Genomic DNA, 14,985 nt, shown 5'->3' on the forward strand with positions numbered 1-14,985 from the left:
CCGCTATCGCAGCCTCGCCGGGGCTCGACAGCTCCCACCTTTGATCTTCATTCAGACTGAAATCCCGGATCCACAGTTTTTACGGCTGGCTGGTGATCGCACCATCCACCAACACCTGCGCCTCTTCCACCAGGCGCTTGAGGTGATCTTCGCCAATAAAGCTCTCGGCATAGATCTTGTAGATATCCTCGGTGCCCGATGGCCGCGCGGCGAACCAGCCGTTTTCAGTCATGACTTTCAGCCCGCCAATCGCCTGGTCGTTACCTGGCGCATGGCTGAGGATCTGCTGGATGCTCTCCCCGGCCAATTGCGTGGACGTGACCTGCTCCGGCGCCAACTTGCCCAGCAGCGCTTTCTGCGCCGGCGTGGCCTTGGCATCCACACGAATGGCGAAGGGTTCGCCCAGGGCGTCAGTCAGGCCACGGTAGATCTGGCTAGGGTCCTGGCCTTTGCGCGAGGTCATTTCAGCGGCCAGCAAAGCCGGGATCAAGCCGTCCTTATCAGTGCTCCATACGCTGCCGTCCTTGCGCAGGAACGAAGCCCCGGCGCTTTCTTCGCCGCCAAAGCCCAGGGAGCCTTCGAACAGCCCGTCCGCAAACCATTTGAAGCCCACCGGCACTTCATACAGGCGCCGGCCGATGCGCGCGGCCACGCGGTCGATCAAACCACTGCTGACCACGGTTTTACCCACGCCAGCATCAGCGCGCCAATGGGGACGGTTCTGGAACAGGTAATCGATGGACACGGCCAGGTAGTTGTTCGGCGCCAACAGCCCGCCAGAGGGGGTAACGATGCCGTGGCGGTCGTGGTCCGGATCGCAGGCGAACGCCACGTCGAAGCGCTCCTTGAGTCCGATCAGGCCTTGCATCGCATAGCTGGAGGACGGGTCCATGCGAATCTGGCCGTCCCAATCCACGCTCATGAAGCGGAAAGTCGGGTCGACCTCAGTGTTCACCACTTCCAGGTTCAAACGGTAATGCTCGGCGATAGCCGACCAGTAGCGCACCCCTGCTCCACCCAATGGATCCACGCCCAAGCGCAAGTCGGCGCTACGGATGGCGTCCATGTCGATGACATTGATCAGGTCGGCCACGTAGGTATTGAGGTAGTCGTGGCGATGGGTCGTGTCAGCTTTCAACGCCTGAGCATGAGTGATGCGCTTGACCCCGGCCAGCTTGGCCGCCAAAAGCTCGTTGGCCTTGGCTTCGATCCACTTGGTGACATGGGTATCGGCCGGGCCGCCGTTGGGCGGGTTGTATTTATAACCGCCGCTCTGGGGCGGGTTATGGGACGGGGTGATGACAATGCCATCGGCCAACCCGCTGGTACGGCCACGGTTGTAGCAGATGATGGCGTGGGAAATCGCCGGGGTCGGTGTGTATTCATCGCCTTCGGCGAGCATCACATGCACGCCGTTGGCCGCCAGCACTTCCAGGGCGCTAGCGCCCGCCGGCGTGGACAGCGCATGGGTGTCGAGGCCGACAAACAGCGGGCCATTGATGCCTTGCGCTTCGCGGTACAGGCAGATGGCCTGGCTGATGGCCAATACGTGCCATTCATTGAAGCTCAAGTCAAAAGAGCTACCACGGTGCCCGGAGGTACCAAAAGCCACGCGTTGAGTGGAGATGGCTGCATCGGGCTGGCCGGTGTAATAGGCCGTCACCAGTCGCGGGATGTCCACCAGCAATTGAGCCGGCGCCGGTTTGCCCGCAAAAGGACTGAGAGTCATGCAAAAACCTCTGAAAAGAAGGATTCGGAAAAAGAATGCAGTTTACTGGGACTTCGACCGCCAAGCGACGGTATCTATCCCACATTAACCCGCGATATTTCCCACGCAGCCAATTCATCCGTTCTGCCCCTGCTTGAGTGCCCGTGCCAACTCCTCCAGCACCAGGTCCAGGCTGTGATGACTGCTGACCACATGGCTCAGGCGAAAATGCTGCTGGTACAACCCGCTTACGCTGAACAACTCGCCAGGAGCAATCACTACCTGGCGCGCCAGCATGCTCTGGAATACCCGGCGCATATCGACGGCCTCAGTCGAGCGCAACCAGTGGGTGGCGCCTGCCTGCGGCGCACGGTATGTCACACGCTCGCCCAAATGCTCGACCAGGCGCGCCTGCATCGCTGCCGTGTGCCCCTTGAGCAGGCTGCGCAACGCCTGCAGGTGCTGGTCAAGGCGGCCGTTGTGGTACAGCCGGGCAATCGCCCGCTGGCGAATCGACGACAAACGAAACGCACGCAACAGGAATTGACGCTGCAGCTGCGTACTCAGGTGCCGCGAGAGCAGATAACCGTAGGGCGCTTCCGGACCCATGACTTTTTCGAAGGTGGAAAATACCATCAGCCGGTCAGGATTCACCCAATCGCGCAAGTAGCAGGAACGGGCCTCGAATTCCAACCCACCCTGAATGTCGTTCTCCAACAGCCAGCAGCCATGTTGCTCCAGCAACCTTGCCACCTGCACCTGATCCGCCAGGGGCATGGCTTTGCCCGTGGGCAGACCCGGGGTCGAGGACAGCAATGCCAATTGCACGCTCTCGGCACGCAGTTGCTGTTCCAGATAAGCCAGGTCAAGCCCGCCCTGCTCGTTGCACGGCCACTCAATCACCCGCACTCCGGCGTCTTGCAGCAGACGCAGGATCAACCAGTCACACGGCGACTCCACCAACACTGCCGCACCTTTGAGTGCCAGCACCTCGATCAGGATGGCCAGCACTCCCCGCAGGTCAGCGCCGATATAGACATCATCCGCCTGCCAGCAACGTGTCGGCGATTGGGTATAACGTGCCGCCAGCGCCGCACGCAGCTCCCAGATCCCACACGGCTGGGAATAGGGCTGCAACTGGCGCGGGTACTGGCGCACCAGCTCACGCTCCAATTGCAGCAAAGGACCGTCCAGGGACAGCAGTTGCGCCGGTTCATCGGCACTGAGTACCAACATCCCCGGCCTGCGCGCCCCGACATACAGGCGCTCCAGCAAATCCCCAGCGGTGCAGCACGGTGTGTTGATGGCAATGGGCAAGGCGTAGTAACCAGATTTGGCCACCGAGTACACCCTGCCCTCCTTTTCCAGGAGCGAGTAGGCGTATTGAATGGTGGAAATCGATACATTCAGACGCTCTGCCAAGTGTCGCAAGGACGGCAACTTGACCCTGGCCTCGGTGCCCACTTCGTTGATCAGGTTGATCATGTAGCGATAGACGGCCTGATAGGCGAAGTCTGCCTGCTTTCCCTCCCTCATGACGTTTTCTGCCCGGGCAATGGCTGCCGTAACGCATGCACCCTCAGTGCCCTGGCACGCCGTGGGGCCCGCTGGTCGGATCCTCGCTATTGATGCAGGCGGCATTGGCCGCAACATGGGATTGGTACAGGTGCTGCAGCAGCGCCAGGGGGAGCCCACTGGTATCGACAACCCAGTGCTGGATCAATTCGGCCGACGGCTTGCCCTCCAAGGCTTTGTGCAGTTCGGGCAGCGCCACCAGCATGCCAGGATGACAGCGGCGCAAGAAAGCCTCCAGGCGCTGTCCTTGCTGGATGAATGGTGAAAACAACAGGCATACCAGCTGGCTTTCTTCAAGGCCGAAGAACTCGCGAGCGTAGGTCGCCGCCAGCATGCGCCCGTCCCTGGACCCGGCTTGGGCAATCAGCAACTCGGGAATTTTTTTACGGCGCATGAAGCCGATGGCTTGCTCGATAAACCGCGTGACCCCCTGTTGATAGTCAAGGCCCTGCAGCACTTGTGCGTGCAGACCATGCAAGTGGGCCATCAGCAACGGATTCGCGTAGGCCGGAGTACTGAACTGAAAAGCGAACTCATCCTGCTTGTAGCCCATGAAGTCGTTGAGCAATGCCGTGCAGTCCTGCCCCGTTGTGCACAACAGATCGGCCACACCGATGTAAGCCAGGTGACGATGAACCTCCTTGGAGCAGGCATCCTGTGCTGCGTAATGTTCGCCATAGACATTGCGGTAATAGCCGGCGCTGCAATCATCCATGTGGGTGAACAGGGCGTTGAGCGCCAGTGGTCGTCCGGTGTGACCTTTCATGTCCGTTGCACGGGTAGTCCTGACCAGCCATGCCAGGTATTGACTCTGCTTGCGCGGCGAATCACTGCTGACCAGGACGTGTACCCCACCGTCCCATGCAGTGATACGGCGATAAAAATCCCCCAGGGACAAGTAGCCGTCGTTGCACAAGCTGGCGCGGATATCCCCCGAACTCATATGCCCGACCATCAACATGTTGCGCCGGCCAATATCCTGACCCGCTGTGGAAGCCGGGCGTAAGTGGTTGAAGGGCAAAACCTCCTGGTTTTCCACCATCAATAACTCGACCCTTGGGTCGTCATGGAAAAACAACGCGCTGTAGCCACGATGAATGCTGTCCAGCGCCGCTTGCGTCATCCCCGTATGGCGCAGGGTTGCGACACGTAATTGAAAACTCCTCGGCGCACGGCCGGCGATGGTCAATTGCGCGGCACGCAGGAAAGCCAGTGCGTAGCTGCTGCCTTTGCCGCCCCCATGGGCGACCAGTACTTTGTAGTTGCCGATCTGCTCGATACCCCCTGCCGCCACAATCAACCGCTGAATCAATAACTGAAGTGCGGTGCGCTCCGCCCGTGAGAAGTGGCCCTGCAACCGTTGCAACACTTGCTGGTAAACATAGTTCATGGCTTGTTCGTGAATAGCGCTCATAGCTTTACTACCTGAGGTTAACTGTCAGTTCCGGGCAAGCAGTTAGGCGTGCCTGTCCGAGCTGCTGTTTACTTAGAGTTGGCGCCTGTTGCGATTAAGGCTGATAGCTAAATGTTAGCACCACACAACAAAGCGCCAGTTGGAACATCCCGACGAAGATGCCATCACCGGCCGAAGAAAGCCCTTACGCTGGCCCTCTGGCCAGCCTAGGATCCGTCTTACAACTTCCTACCAACCTTTAACTCAAACATTAAAGAAGGATCTGACACATATAGTGCGGGGAGGAGTCTGGATTTAGTTCGCGCGCACTTAAAGGCTCTCTCTACAGACCTATGTCCTTGGGTCGGTATACAAGACGACTTGTTAGTTACAGCGAGCCGATGTTTTGATTTGTTTTCTGCAATCATTGCTCAGTCCTTGAGATGAAAGTGACCGGGCAATTATCAGCGCTTGTTTGATGATTAGAAGATACAGACTCGGCGCAAAAACCAGTGCAGTTTGGTGAGCCGGCATTTACCGCAGTGCCCATGTAAAACGCCGCTGCTCTGGGATTCAGGGCAGCGGCGGTATCAAAGGCAGGTTTCGCGGGAACAAAATCCCGGCAGAAGAATCAGCAAGGGACGTAGATCCTGTCCTTCTAAATGGCGTATTTGCCCCATGGCAAGCACAGGCGAAATGTCCGTTTACGAACATTCCCACAGATCAAACAGCTTCAACCTGCAAAGCCACCCGCTCGCGGCACGGGCATTCGTCCATGTAACGATGGGCATCGACAAACTCGCTGAACGGAAATACCCGCGTCTTGAGCGGTACCAGCACACCGTCTGCAGTCAGTTGGTTGATATCACGCAGGGCCCGTTGCAACGCTGCCTGATCCTGGATAATGCCCAGCTCCGGCTTGCCGGTGAAGTTACCGATGCAGTGCACAAAGAACTGAATGTTCTTCTGGAACGCGGCGCAGGCCGGGAAAGGGGTCTGGTTACCGCCTTGCAGGCCATACAGCACCAGGCTGCCACGTGGCGCCAGCACATCGCCCAACAGCGACATCTGCGGGCCACCGAGGCCGTCGAACACCACATCCACACCGCGGTTATCGGTGAACTTGTTGATCTGCATCAGCAAGTCCTGCTCTTCGGTGACGATGACCTTTTCGGCACCCAGGGACAGCAAGTATTCGCGCTCTTCTGGCGACTTGGTGGCAGCAATCACCCGCACCCCCAGGGCCTTGCCCAGTTGCACAAACGAAGGCCCGGCACAATGGCTGGCATCCGTGACCAGGGCAAACTGGCCGGGCTTGACCCGCGCCAGGTCGATGTAGGCAAAGTAGGCAATCAACAGCGGCGTGTAATGCACGCTCGCGTCCACCGGGCTCAAGATATCCGGATAACGGGTCAGGGCCGAACGGGGCAGGACAATCAGCTCGCCATACACCGGGTAATCATTCGGGCTCTCGGCTGGGAAGCTGGCGACCTTGTCACCCACCGCCAAGTCGTCAACACCCTCGCCCACCGCCACGACTACGCCAGCCATTTCATGGCCAAGGCCCGAAGGCAAGCGAGCATGGGAAGACGCCAGGTTCTGCCGCCAGAGAATGTCGTACCAACTGATGCCAATCGCTTCGACACGCACCTGCACTTCGCCCGGTGCGGGCAACGTGGCTTCATGCTCTTCGCACTTGAGCACCTCGGCCGGACCAAACTTGTGAAAACGGATCGTGCGGGACATCGCAAACCTCGCCAAAGTAACCTCTAATGCCATGAACTTTATCTGGGCTTTCGGGGCAAGGCCACCGGTCGCCATTAATAGTCGTCATGTCTGTCATTGATTCCACCGCCTAGGAAAATATCCTAGGCAGTGTAGGAAAACTGAATTAGCCGGTGCAGAGTACCAGCCTTTCCCCGTAAGATTCATGCCGGCCATTGTTGTCATGTGGCCGCTCACGTCAAGTTTGCTGAATCTGCCAGGACACAAGATGAACCGTAACGACCTGCGTCGTGTCGACCTGAACCTGTTGATCGTGTTCGAAACCTTGATGCATGAGCGCAGTGTGACCCGCGCCGCCGAGAAATTGTTCCTCGGCCAGCCGGCCATCAGCGCTGCCTTGTCACGCCTGCGCGGGCTGTTCGATGACCCGCTGTTCGTGCGTACCGGGCGCAGCATGGAGCCCTCGGCCCGGGCCGTGGAGATCTTCGCCCTGCTCTCGCCGGCCCTGGACTCGATTTCCACCGCCGTCAGCCGCGCCGCCGAATTCGATCCGGCCACCAGCACCGCCGTGTTTCGCATTGGCCTGTCGGACGATGTCGAGTTTGCCTTGCTGCCGCAACTGCTCAAACGCCTGCGCGCCGAAGCACCGGGTATCGTGCTGGTAATCCGTCGCGTCAATTACATCCTGATGCCGGGCCTGCTGGCCTCCGGGGAAATCTCCATCGGTGTCAGCTACACCACCGACCTGCCGGCCAACGCCAAGCGCAAGGTCCTGCGCCGCAGCCTGCCCAAACTGCTGCGCGCCGACAGCGTGCCTGGCGCATTGAGCCTGGACGACTTCTGCGCCCGCCCCCACGCCCTGGTCTCATTCGCCGGCGACCTGAGCGGGTTCATTGATGAAGAGTTGGAAAAGCTCGACCGCAAGCGCCACGTAGTGCTGGCAGTCCCGCAATTCAACGGGCTGGGTACCTTGCTGGCCGGCACCGACATCCTGGCGACCGTCCCGGACTACACCGCCGAAGCCTTGACCGCTGCCGGCGGCTTGCGCGCCGAGGACCCGCCGTTGCCGGTACGCAGTTTTGAATTGCACATGGCGTGGCGCGGTTCCCAGGATAACGATCCGGGTGAGCGCTGGTTGCGGTCGCGGATTCAGATGTTCTTCGGGGACCCGGACAGCCTCTGAAAAAACCGGCTGAAACCGCTAATACCCAAACAGCGACTTGCTCTCCAGATACTCGTCAAACCCATACTCGCCCCACTCACGACCGTTGCCCGACTGCTTGTAGCCGCCAAACGGCGCGGCCTGGTCGGCACGGGCACCATTGAGGTGGACCATGCCGGTACGCAGTTGGCGGGCGACCCCGTGGCTGCGTTCAAGACTCGCCGAGGTGACGTAGCCAGACAGGCCATAGGGGCTGTCGTTGGCGATGGCTATCGCCTCGGTTTCGCTGTCATACGGGATGATCGCCAAGACCGGGCCGAAGATTTCTTCGCGCGCCACCAGCATGTCTGGTGTGACATCGGCAAATACAGTCGGCTGCACGTAGTAACCACGCTCAATACCTTCAGGACGCCCTGCTCCCCCAGCAGCCAACTGCGAACCTTCGGCGATGGCCTGGGCGATCAAGGCCTGGACCCGCGCGAATTGCATGCCGTTGGCGACAGGGCCGATAGCCATGAGCGGGTTGCTGTCGTCGTAACACACCTGCGCGAGCACTTGCCGGGCGATCTCGATCACCGCCGGTTGCTGTGCACGCGGCACCAACAGGCGTGTCGGCGCGTTGCATGACTGGCCACTGTTGCGCATGCAGCCCAGCACCCCATGGCGCACCGCGCTGGGCAGGCAGGCATCGTCGAGCAGGATATTCGCGGATTTGCCGCCCAGTTCCTGGGACACACGCTTGACCGTATCCGCCGCCGCCTTGGCCACCGCGACGCCCGCACGGGTGGAGCCGGTGAAAGACACCATGTCCACCTCGGCATGGCTTGCCAGCGCGGCGCCCACCCCGGGGCCGTCGCCGTTGACCAGGTTGAACACCCCCGCTGGCACCCCGGCCTCATGCAGCACCTGGGCAATGATCCGGGCCGACAACGGCGCACGTTCACTGGGTTTGAGCACGACGGTGCAACCCACCGCCAGCGCTGGCGCGAGCTTGCAGGTGAGTTGGTTGAGCGGCCAGTTCCAGGGTGTGATCAGGGCGCACACGCCGATGGGCTCGCGCACCACCAGCGTATTGCCCAAGCGCCGTTCGAAGCGGTACTCGCGCAGCACCTCCAACGCCTGTGTCAGGTGGCCCAGGCCTGCCGGCACATGGGCACTGCGGGCCAGGGACAGCGGTGCGCCCATCTCCAGGTGCACCGCTTCGATCAACGCCTCGCTGTGGTGTTTGTAGGCTTGGATAATGCGTTGCAGCAGTTCGATGCGTGCCTCCAGCGAGCTCGCCGCGAACCCCGCAAACGCTTGTCTGGCCGCGCTGACCGCGCGGTCTACGTCATGGCTATCGCCCAGGATGATGCGCCCGACAACCTGCTCGGTAGAGGGGTTTACCACGGTTTCGACGACTGTACCGTGGGGCTGGACCCAGGCACCGTCAATATAGAACTCAAACAGATCCGACATGTTTTGGACTCCCTTCAGGCCACGTGTTTCAGGGCGCTCGCCAGGGTGTCGAACACCTGGGCGATCTCCTGTGGGCTGATCACCAGCGGTGGAGAAATCACGATGGTGTCGCCCGAGCCGCGCACCAGTACGCCGTTATCGAAGCACCACTGTGCAACTTCGCTGCCCCGCGCACCTGGAGCGCCTGGACGCGGCTCAAGTTCGACTGCGCAGAGCAAACCGATAGCGCGTACGTCCAGCACCGGTCCAACGCCCTGCAACGCGAGTGCGGTCGACTGCCAGAGCCCGCTCACAGCGTTGACATGTTGGTTGATGCCCAATTCACGATGCACCTCAAGGGTTGCCAACCCGGCCGCACACGCCAACGGATGCGCCGAATAGGTGTAGCCGTGCATCAGTTCGATGACATTGGCCGGCCCGGCCATGAACGCTTCATAGACCGCACCGCTGACCAGCACCCCACCCATGGGTACCGCGCCGTTGGTCAGGCCTTTGGCGGTGGTGATCAGGTCCGGGGTCACGCCGAAGGCTTGCGCGGCAAAGGCAGCACCGACACGACCAAAGCCAGTGATCACCTCGTCGAAAATCAGCAGCACGCCGTGCCGGGTGCAAATCTCACGCAGGCGCTGCAAATAGCCCTGGGGCGGTGGGTAAACGCCGCCGGAGCCGATCACCGGTTCGACAATCACGGCGGCCACGGTGCTGGGGTCCTGGATGTCCAGCAACTGCGTCAGCGCATCGGCGTAACTGGCGCCCTGCTGCGGCTGCCCGACGCTGAAACGCATCCCCGCGTCATACGGCAGCGGCAGGTGCGAGACCTCCCCCAACAGCGGACCAAAGTCACGCTTCTGGCGGCCGATGCCGGAGACCGACAGCCCACCGAAGCCCATGCCATGGTAGCCCTTGGCGCGCCCGATAAACTGGGTACGGCGGCAGTCGCCACGCGCCTGGTGATAGGCCCGCGCGATCTTCAGCGCGGTGTCCACCGCCTCAGAGCCCGAGTTGGTGAAGAACACCTGCTCCATGCCGGCGGGGCTGACTTCAATCAGGCGCTCGGCCATTTCCAAGGCCTGGGGGTGGCTCATCTTGAATGACGACACAAAGTCCAGGCGCCCCGCCGCTTCGCGAATGGCTTCGACGATTTTCGGCTGGCCATGCCCAGCGTTGACGCACCACAGCCCCGCCATCGCGTCGAGTACGCGACGTCCGTCGGTGGTGGTGTAGTGCATGCCGTCGGCACTGGCGAACATCATCGGTTGCTGCTGGAACTGACGCATCGGGGTAAACGGTGCCCAGAACGCGCCGCTCGCGGAACCTGAAGGGTTGGAAGGATCGTTCATGGCGACTCCTGCAAAGCAATGGTTGGATGGCCGGTCAGCGTCGGGCGCTGCAACGGGCCTGCGTTAACGTTGACGCTGCGGTCCACAGACAAGATGCCGTGTTCGATGCGGCAAGTGACCTGGTCACAAAACGCGGTCTCGACAAACTGCCAGGTCATGCACAACACCCCGTCGTCGCTCCAGCGCGCCTGCGCGACCACCGGGGTGAGCTCCGGCTGATATTGGTGATGCAGATAGTGGCCGGTCATGCTGGTCTGGCTTTCGATGCCATCGGCCAGCCCGGCGCGAATACAGTGGGTGCCACGGGGGTCGGTGAGGTAGAAATCACAATATTCGCTGCCCAACTGCAGGCGTACTTCGCTGACCTGGTCTTCATTGGCCTCGATGACGAACGTGCCGCTGAACTCGGCCTGGCGCGGTGAGTGCGAAGCACCGGACATGACGGGCCGCTGCTGGCGCGCCAGCAACGCCGCCAGTTCGGCATCCGCCGCGCCGTCGGTGGACACGCCCAGCGCCGGCAACAGGTATTGCCAGAGCAAGCTGTGCAAGCGCCGCTCGCCCAGTGGCAGCCCGGCGGTAAACGCAATCACCGCGTTATGGCGGGGCAACACGATGCACTGCTGGCCAAACACTCCTGAGGCGTAATAACCACCGTGCTGGGTCATCCACCACTGATAGCCGTAGCCTTCGCGGCGCGTGATCCCTGCGTCGCTCGACTCGTCGCGGCCCAGATAGCGCTTGCCATCGAAGGCGCCCATCCACACATCATCGACCTGCCCACGGGTGGCTTCGGCCACCCATTCGCGGGACAGCAATTGCTGCCCCTCCCAGTTGCCTTGTTGCAGGTGCAGCACGCCGAACTTGAGCAAGTCTTCGGTACGGCAGCTGAGGCCATTGCCGCCGGTGTTGAAACCTCCAGGGGCAAGGTCCCACTCGATCGGGCCCATGCCCATGGGCTGGAAGATCCGCGCGTTGCACAGGTCGAACGCCGTCTGGCCGCTGACCACACTGACAATCGCCGAGAGCATGAAGCTCGATGCGCTGCTGTAGATGAAGCGTTGCCCTGGCGGGTCTTCGACCGGCTCGCTGAGGAACAATTTGACCCAACTGTCACTGCGCCCGCGCCAGGCCCCGCCGGAGATGCCCTGGCGATGTCCGGTGCGCATGGTCAGCAAATCCCGCACGGTCATGGCCGCCAGGTTGGCGCTGATGGATGGCGGGCAATCTGCGGCAAAAAAATCCACCACCTTGGCGTCCAGCGACAGCACACCGTCATCCACTAACAGGCCGACGGCCATGGCGATCCAGCTTTTGGTCGCCGAGTGCTGAACATGCAGGCGTGCAGCGTGATAAGGCGCCCAAAATGCTTCGGCCACCACCGCACCGTCGCGGTAGAGCATGAAACTGTGCAATTGCAGGCCCGCAGCGTTCACCGCATCGATGAAATCACTTACGCCACGCGCCGATACGCGTTGTTGGCTGGGCCGTGCCCGGCGCAACGGCAAACTCGTCATCTGATCTATCCCCTTATTTCCACTGCCTGGGCATGCAACAGGCGGTGCCTGCTGCATGCCATTACCGCTACCAGAGCGCCACGGTGTAGCCCAGGATCACTCTGTTTTCGTTGGTGTCACGGGCGAAGTTGCTGGTGGCACTGGCGTTCTGCCAGCGCAGCGACACGTCCTTGAACGTACCGTTCTGCACCACATAACCAAGGCTCAGGTCCCTCTCCCACTCACGCCCTTCGCCGCTGAAGCCGATGACCTTGGCGTTGTCGCCCTTGGCATAACGCGTCGAGAACAGCAGGCCCGGAATACCCAGCGAGGCGAAGTCATAGTCATAACGGGCATGCCACACGCGCTCGCCGGTCTGGGAGAAGTTGGCCAGTTGGTACTCGGTAAACAGATAGGTGTTGGTACCGTCCACATACGTGAACGGCGTCGAACCGTATTGCGCCTGGTAACCGCCGCTGAGGTTGTGGCCGTAGAGGCCGTAGCCGATACGGGTACTCAACGCCCGGTTATCCACCTTGCCGGCCAGGGCCGCCGCGTCTTCACTGGCGTTGAAGTAGCGGATGTCCGTCTTGAACGTGCCCGGGCCCCACTTGAAGCTGTTTTTCAAACCCAGGTAATGCTGTTGGTACAAGCTTTCCAATTGCGCGAATTGGTAAGTCACGAAGGTCGTCGGCGTCAGTGCGTACTCACCGCCGGCATAGCGGAACTCATCGCTTTTAGCGCTGCTTTTATAGGCGCCATATTGGCTGGTGAGCCCCATGTCCTCGTAGTCGGTCGAGTCGCGCTGCTTGACCTGGTCCAGTTGGCCCGCGGTCAGTGTCAGCTTGTCGACGTCCTTGGAGGTGAGTGCCGTGCCGCTGAAACTCTGCGGGAACAGGCGGCTCAGGTTCGGCTGCAAGGTCGGCAGGTCAGGCACCATATAGCCCACGCGCAGTTCGCTTTTGGCCAGGCGCGCCTTGCCGGTGATGCCGAGTTTGGAGTAGTTGTCGTGGGCGCGGCGGGCGTAGCTGGGGGAGCCTGGCTCGGCCGTGCTTGAGCGCGACAGCAGCCCGGTGCCGGAGTTGTCCGGGCTCGAATCGAGCTTCACACCCAACATGCCGACCGCGTCCAGGCCAAAGCCCACCGTGCCGTCGGTAAAGCCCGATTCGACCTTGAGGATAAACCCCTGTGCCCATTCGGCGCGCTTGTTCTGCCCGCTGGATTCGCGGTAGTCGCGGTTGAAGTAGTAGTTCTTCAACTCAAGCGCGGCTTTGCTGTCGGCGACAAAGTCGGCCTGGGCAAACAAGGGCATGAAACCGGCGCCCATGACGCTGGCACTGGTGACAACTTTGTTGATGCGGTTCTTCATGTGTAGGTTCCTGGCAGACAGGTTGAGTGGGGTTGTTTTTGTTTTCTTCGGCCATGGCTTCGCCCGCTTCGCACATCGTCGATGTGCAAAGGGTTGGGTTTGCATGCCAAGGCCTGGGGTGCAGCGGTACCTAAATCACACTGGCACGAAGGCGGTAACTGCCGTCCGCACGTTTCTCCAAGGGGCTGGCCGCGGCGAGTAGCCGACGGGTGTAAGGGTGTTGCGGGGTATCGAAAATCGTGTCGCGCGGGCCGATTTCGACCACTTCGCCCTGGTTCATCACCGCCACGCGATGGGCGATGCGCTCCACCGCCGAGAGGTCGTGGGAAATGAACAGGCAGGCAAAGCCATATTGGCGTTGCAGACGCTCGAACAATTCGAGGATCTGCTTCTGGATCGTCATGTCCAGTGCCGAAATCGGCTCATCGGCAATCACCAGTTTGGGCCGTCGTACCAGCGCCCGGCCAATCGCCACCCGCTGGCGCTGGCCGCCGGACAGTTGATGGGCAAAGCGCTCGCGAAATTGCTCGGGCAAACCCACGTCCGCCAGGGTCTCGGTGACTCGCTGGCGCTTTTGCGCAGGCGTCAGGGCTGGCTCGTGGCGTAGCGGCTCGGCGATGATCTGGCCGACCGTCATGCGTGGGTCGAGGGATGAATACGGATCCTGGAAAATCATCTGGCATTGCAGGCGATGCGCCCGATTGGCGGCCTTCAGGATGTCCACGCCCTGGAACAGGATCGCCCCGGCACACGGGTTGACCAAGCCGACGACCGCACGCCCGAGGGTGGTCTTGCCCGAGCCACTGCCGCCGACCAGGGCCAGGGTCTCGCCCGCAGCGATGCTCAGGTTTACCGAGTGCACCACGCGCTTGGGCTCGCTGCGCCCCCAGAAACTGCGAGGCCCCGGGTGTTCGATACACACATCCCGGACCTGCAACAACGCGCTGTCGGCCGTTGGCAGGGGTACGAGTTCGCCGCGCCGAGGCAGGGCTTCGAGCAACTGCCGGGTGTATTCGGCCTTGGGGGCGAAGAGGATATCTTCGATGCGCCCCTGCTCCACCGCTTTGCCCGAGCGCATCACCACCACTTTGTGGGCATAACGCGCCACCAGGGACAGGTCGTGACTGATAAACAGAATCGCGGTGCCCTGCTCGCGGGTCAGTTCCAGCATCAACTCGATCACGTCCAGTTGTGCCAGGCAGTCCAGGGCCGTGGTGGGCTCGTCAGCGATCAACAGCGCCGGGCGCAGCAACATCACCGAGGCCAGCATGATGCGCTGGCGCATGCCGCCGGAGAATTGGTGCGGGTAGGATGCCAGGCACTTTTGCGCGTCCTTGATGCCGATGCGTTGCAGCATGGCGATACAACGCTCGCGGATCGTTGCCGCATCCAGTGCGGTATGTAGCTTGAGCGCCTCGCTCATCTGCCGGCCAATGGTCAGCGCAGGGTTGAGCGAGACCATCGGTTCCTGGAACACCATGCCGATCCGCGCGCCACGCAGCTCACGCATGGCCTTGGCATTGCGGCTGTCCAACGCTTGGCCCTGGAAGGTAATGCGCCCGCCGCACACCTGCATCGGTGCCGGCAGCAGGCCAATGGCAGCGCGTGCGGCCATGGTCTTGCCGCTGCCAGACTCGCCCACCAGTGCGACGATTTCGCCTGGGGCCAGGGTGAAGCTGAAGTCATCGACGGCCAGCGGACCGTCCACGCCGACGCGAATCTGTAGATTTTCAACGGCCAGTAAAGGCACTGGAACGCTCAT

General features: G+C 61.3%; 10 protein-coding genes. 1 reads left to right on the forward strand and 9 read right to left on the reverse strand.

Annotated features, from left to right (window positions below; all coding sequences use genetic code 11):
* Window positions 1–79 precede the first annotated feature (79 nt).
* The 4 genes from pgm to KL786_RS25495 form a co-directional block, all read right to left on the reverse strand.
* A complete protein-coding gene (gene pgm / locus KL786_RS25480) occupies window positions 80–1,729 on the reverse strand; it encodes a phosphoglucomutase (alpha-D-glucose-1,6-bisphosphate-dependent) (protein ID WP_215519389.1) in 1,650 nt (549 codons plus the stop codon).
* Between the two features lie 114 nt (window positions 1,730–1,843).
* Window positions 1,844–3,244, reverse strand: a complete 1,401-nt coding sequence (locus KL786_RS25485; RefSeq protein ID WP_215519390.1) for an aminotransferase-like domain-containing protein — start codon at window positions 3,242–3,244, stop codon at window positions 1,844–1,846.
* A 43-nt stretch (window positions 3,245–3,287) separates the two neighbouring features.
* Entirely contained in the window at window positions 3,288–4,697 is a 1,410-nt protein-coding gene (locus KL786_RS25490) for a hypothetical protein (protein WP_215519391.1), read from the reverse strand.
* Window positions 4,698–5,399: 702 nt separating this feature from the next.
* Window positions 5,400–6,422 (reverse strand): zinc-dependent alcohol dehydrogenase family protein, encoded by a 1,023-nt coding sequence (locus KL786_RS25495; RefSeq protein WP_032860451.1) that lies wholly within the window; start codon window positions 6,420–6,422, stop codon window positions 5,400–5,402.
* Between the two features lie 247 nt (window positions 6,423–6,669).
* Here KL786_RS25495 and KL786_RS25500 point away from each other — a divergent pair, with 247 nt between their 5' ends.
* Complete coding sequence (locus KL786_RS25500; RefSeq protein WP_065943183.1) at window positions 6,670–7,584, forward strand: LysR family transcriptional regulator; 915 nt, start codon at window positions 6,670–6,672, stop codon at window positions 7,582–7,584.
* An 18-nt stretch (window positions 7,585–7,602) separates the two neighbouring features.
* Here the strand turns inward: KL786_RS25500 and KL786_RS25505 are convergent, their stop codons facing one another.
* From KL786_RS25505 to KL786_RS25525, 5 genes are all read right to left on the reverse strand, one after another.
* Entirely contained in the window at window positions 7,603–9,021 is a 1,419-nt protein-coding gene (locus tag KL786_RS25505; RefSeq protein WP_215519392.1) for an aldehyde dehydrogenase family protein, read from the reverse strand.
* 14 nt (window positions 9,022–9,035) lie between these two features.
* The gene (gene aptA / locus KL786_RS25510) at window positions 9,036–10,361 is read right to left on the reverse strand and encodes an omega-aminotransferase AptA (protein WP_215519393.1); all 1,326 of its coding nucleotides are present in this window, start codon (window positions 10,359–10,361) and stop codon (window positions 9,036–9,038) included.
* Window positions 10,358–11,875, reverse strand: a complete 1,518-nt coding sequence (locus tag KL786_RS25515) for a serine hydrolase domain-containing protein (protein ID WP_215519394.1) — start codon at window positions 11,873–11,875, stop codon at window positions 10,358–10,360. The genes aptA and KL786_RS25515 overlap by 4 nt, the downstream gene beginning before the upstream one ends.
* A 67-nt stretch (window positions 11,876–11,942) precedes the next feature.
* A complete protein-coding gene (locus KL786_RS25520) occupies window positions 11,943–13,223 on the reverse strand; it encodes an OprD family porin (RefSeq protein ID WP_215519395.1) in 1,281 nt (426 codons plus the stop codon).
* 130 nt (window positions 13,224–13,353) lie between these two features.
* Window positions 13,354–14,985, reverse strand: coding sequence for an ABC transporter ATP-binding protein (locus tag KL786_RS25525; protein ID WP_215519396.1), 1,632 nt, complete (start codon window positions 14,983–14,985; stop codon window positions 13,354–13,356).

The organism is Pseudomonas sp. TAE6080 (genome assembly GCF_018732265.1).
GTDB classification, from domain to species: Bacteria; Pseudomonadota; Gammaproteobacteria; order Pseudomonadales; family Pseudomonadaceae; genus Aquipseudomonas; species Aquipseudomonas brenneri.

What these genes read in the sequence shown, in the direction of transcription:
- pgm (WP_215519389.1), bottom strand. Translation starts at nt 1,729, where the DNA reads ATGACTCTCAGTCCTTTTGCGGGCAAACCGGCGCCGGCTCAATTGCTG.
- KL786_RS25525 (WP_215519396.1), bottom strand. Translation starts at nt 14,985, where the DNA reads ATGAGCGTTCCAGTGCCTTTACTGGCCGTTGAAAATCTACAGATTCGC.
- KL786_RS25485 (WP_215519390.1), bottom strand. Translation starts at nt 3,244, where the DNA reads ATGAGGGAGGGAAAGCAGGCAGACTTCGCCTATCAGGCCGTCTATCGC.
- KL786_RS25520 (WP_215519395.1), bottom strand. Translation starts at nt 13,223, where the DNA reads ATGAAGAACCGCATCAACAAAGTTGTCACCAGTGCCAGCGTCATGGGC.
- KL786_RS25515 (WP_215519394.1), bottom strand. Translation starts at nt 11,875, where the DNA reads ATGACGAGTTTGCCGTTGCGCCGGGCACGGCCCAGCCAACAACGCGTA.
- KL786_RS25490 (WP_215519391.1), bottom strand. Translation starts at nt 4,697, where the DNA reads ATGAGCGCTATTCACGAACAAGCCATGAACTATGTTTACCAGCAAGTG.
- KL786_RS25495 (WP_032860451.1), bottom strand. Translation starts at nt 6,422, where the DNA reads ATGTCCCGCACGATCCGTTTTCACAAGTTTGGTCCGGCCGAGGTGCTC.
- KL786_RS25505 (WP_215519392.1), bottom strand. Translation starts at nt 9,021, where the DNA reads ATGTCGGATCTGTTTGAGTTCTATATTGACGGTGCCTGGGTCCAGCCC.
- aptA (WP_215519393.1), bottom strand. Translation starts at nt 10,361, where the DNA reads ATGAACGATCCTTCCAACCCTTCAGGTTCCGCGAGCGGCGCGTTCTGG.
- KL786_RS25500 (WP_065943183.1), top strand. Translation starts at nt 6,670, where the DNA reads ATGAACCGTAACGACCTGCGTCGTGTCGACCTGAACCTGTTGATCGTG.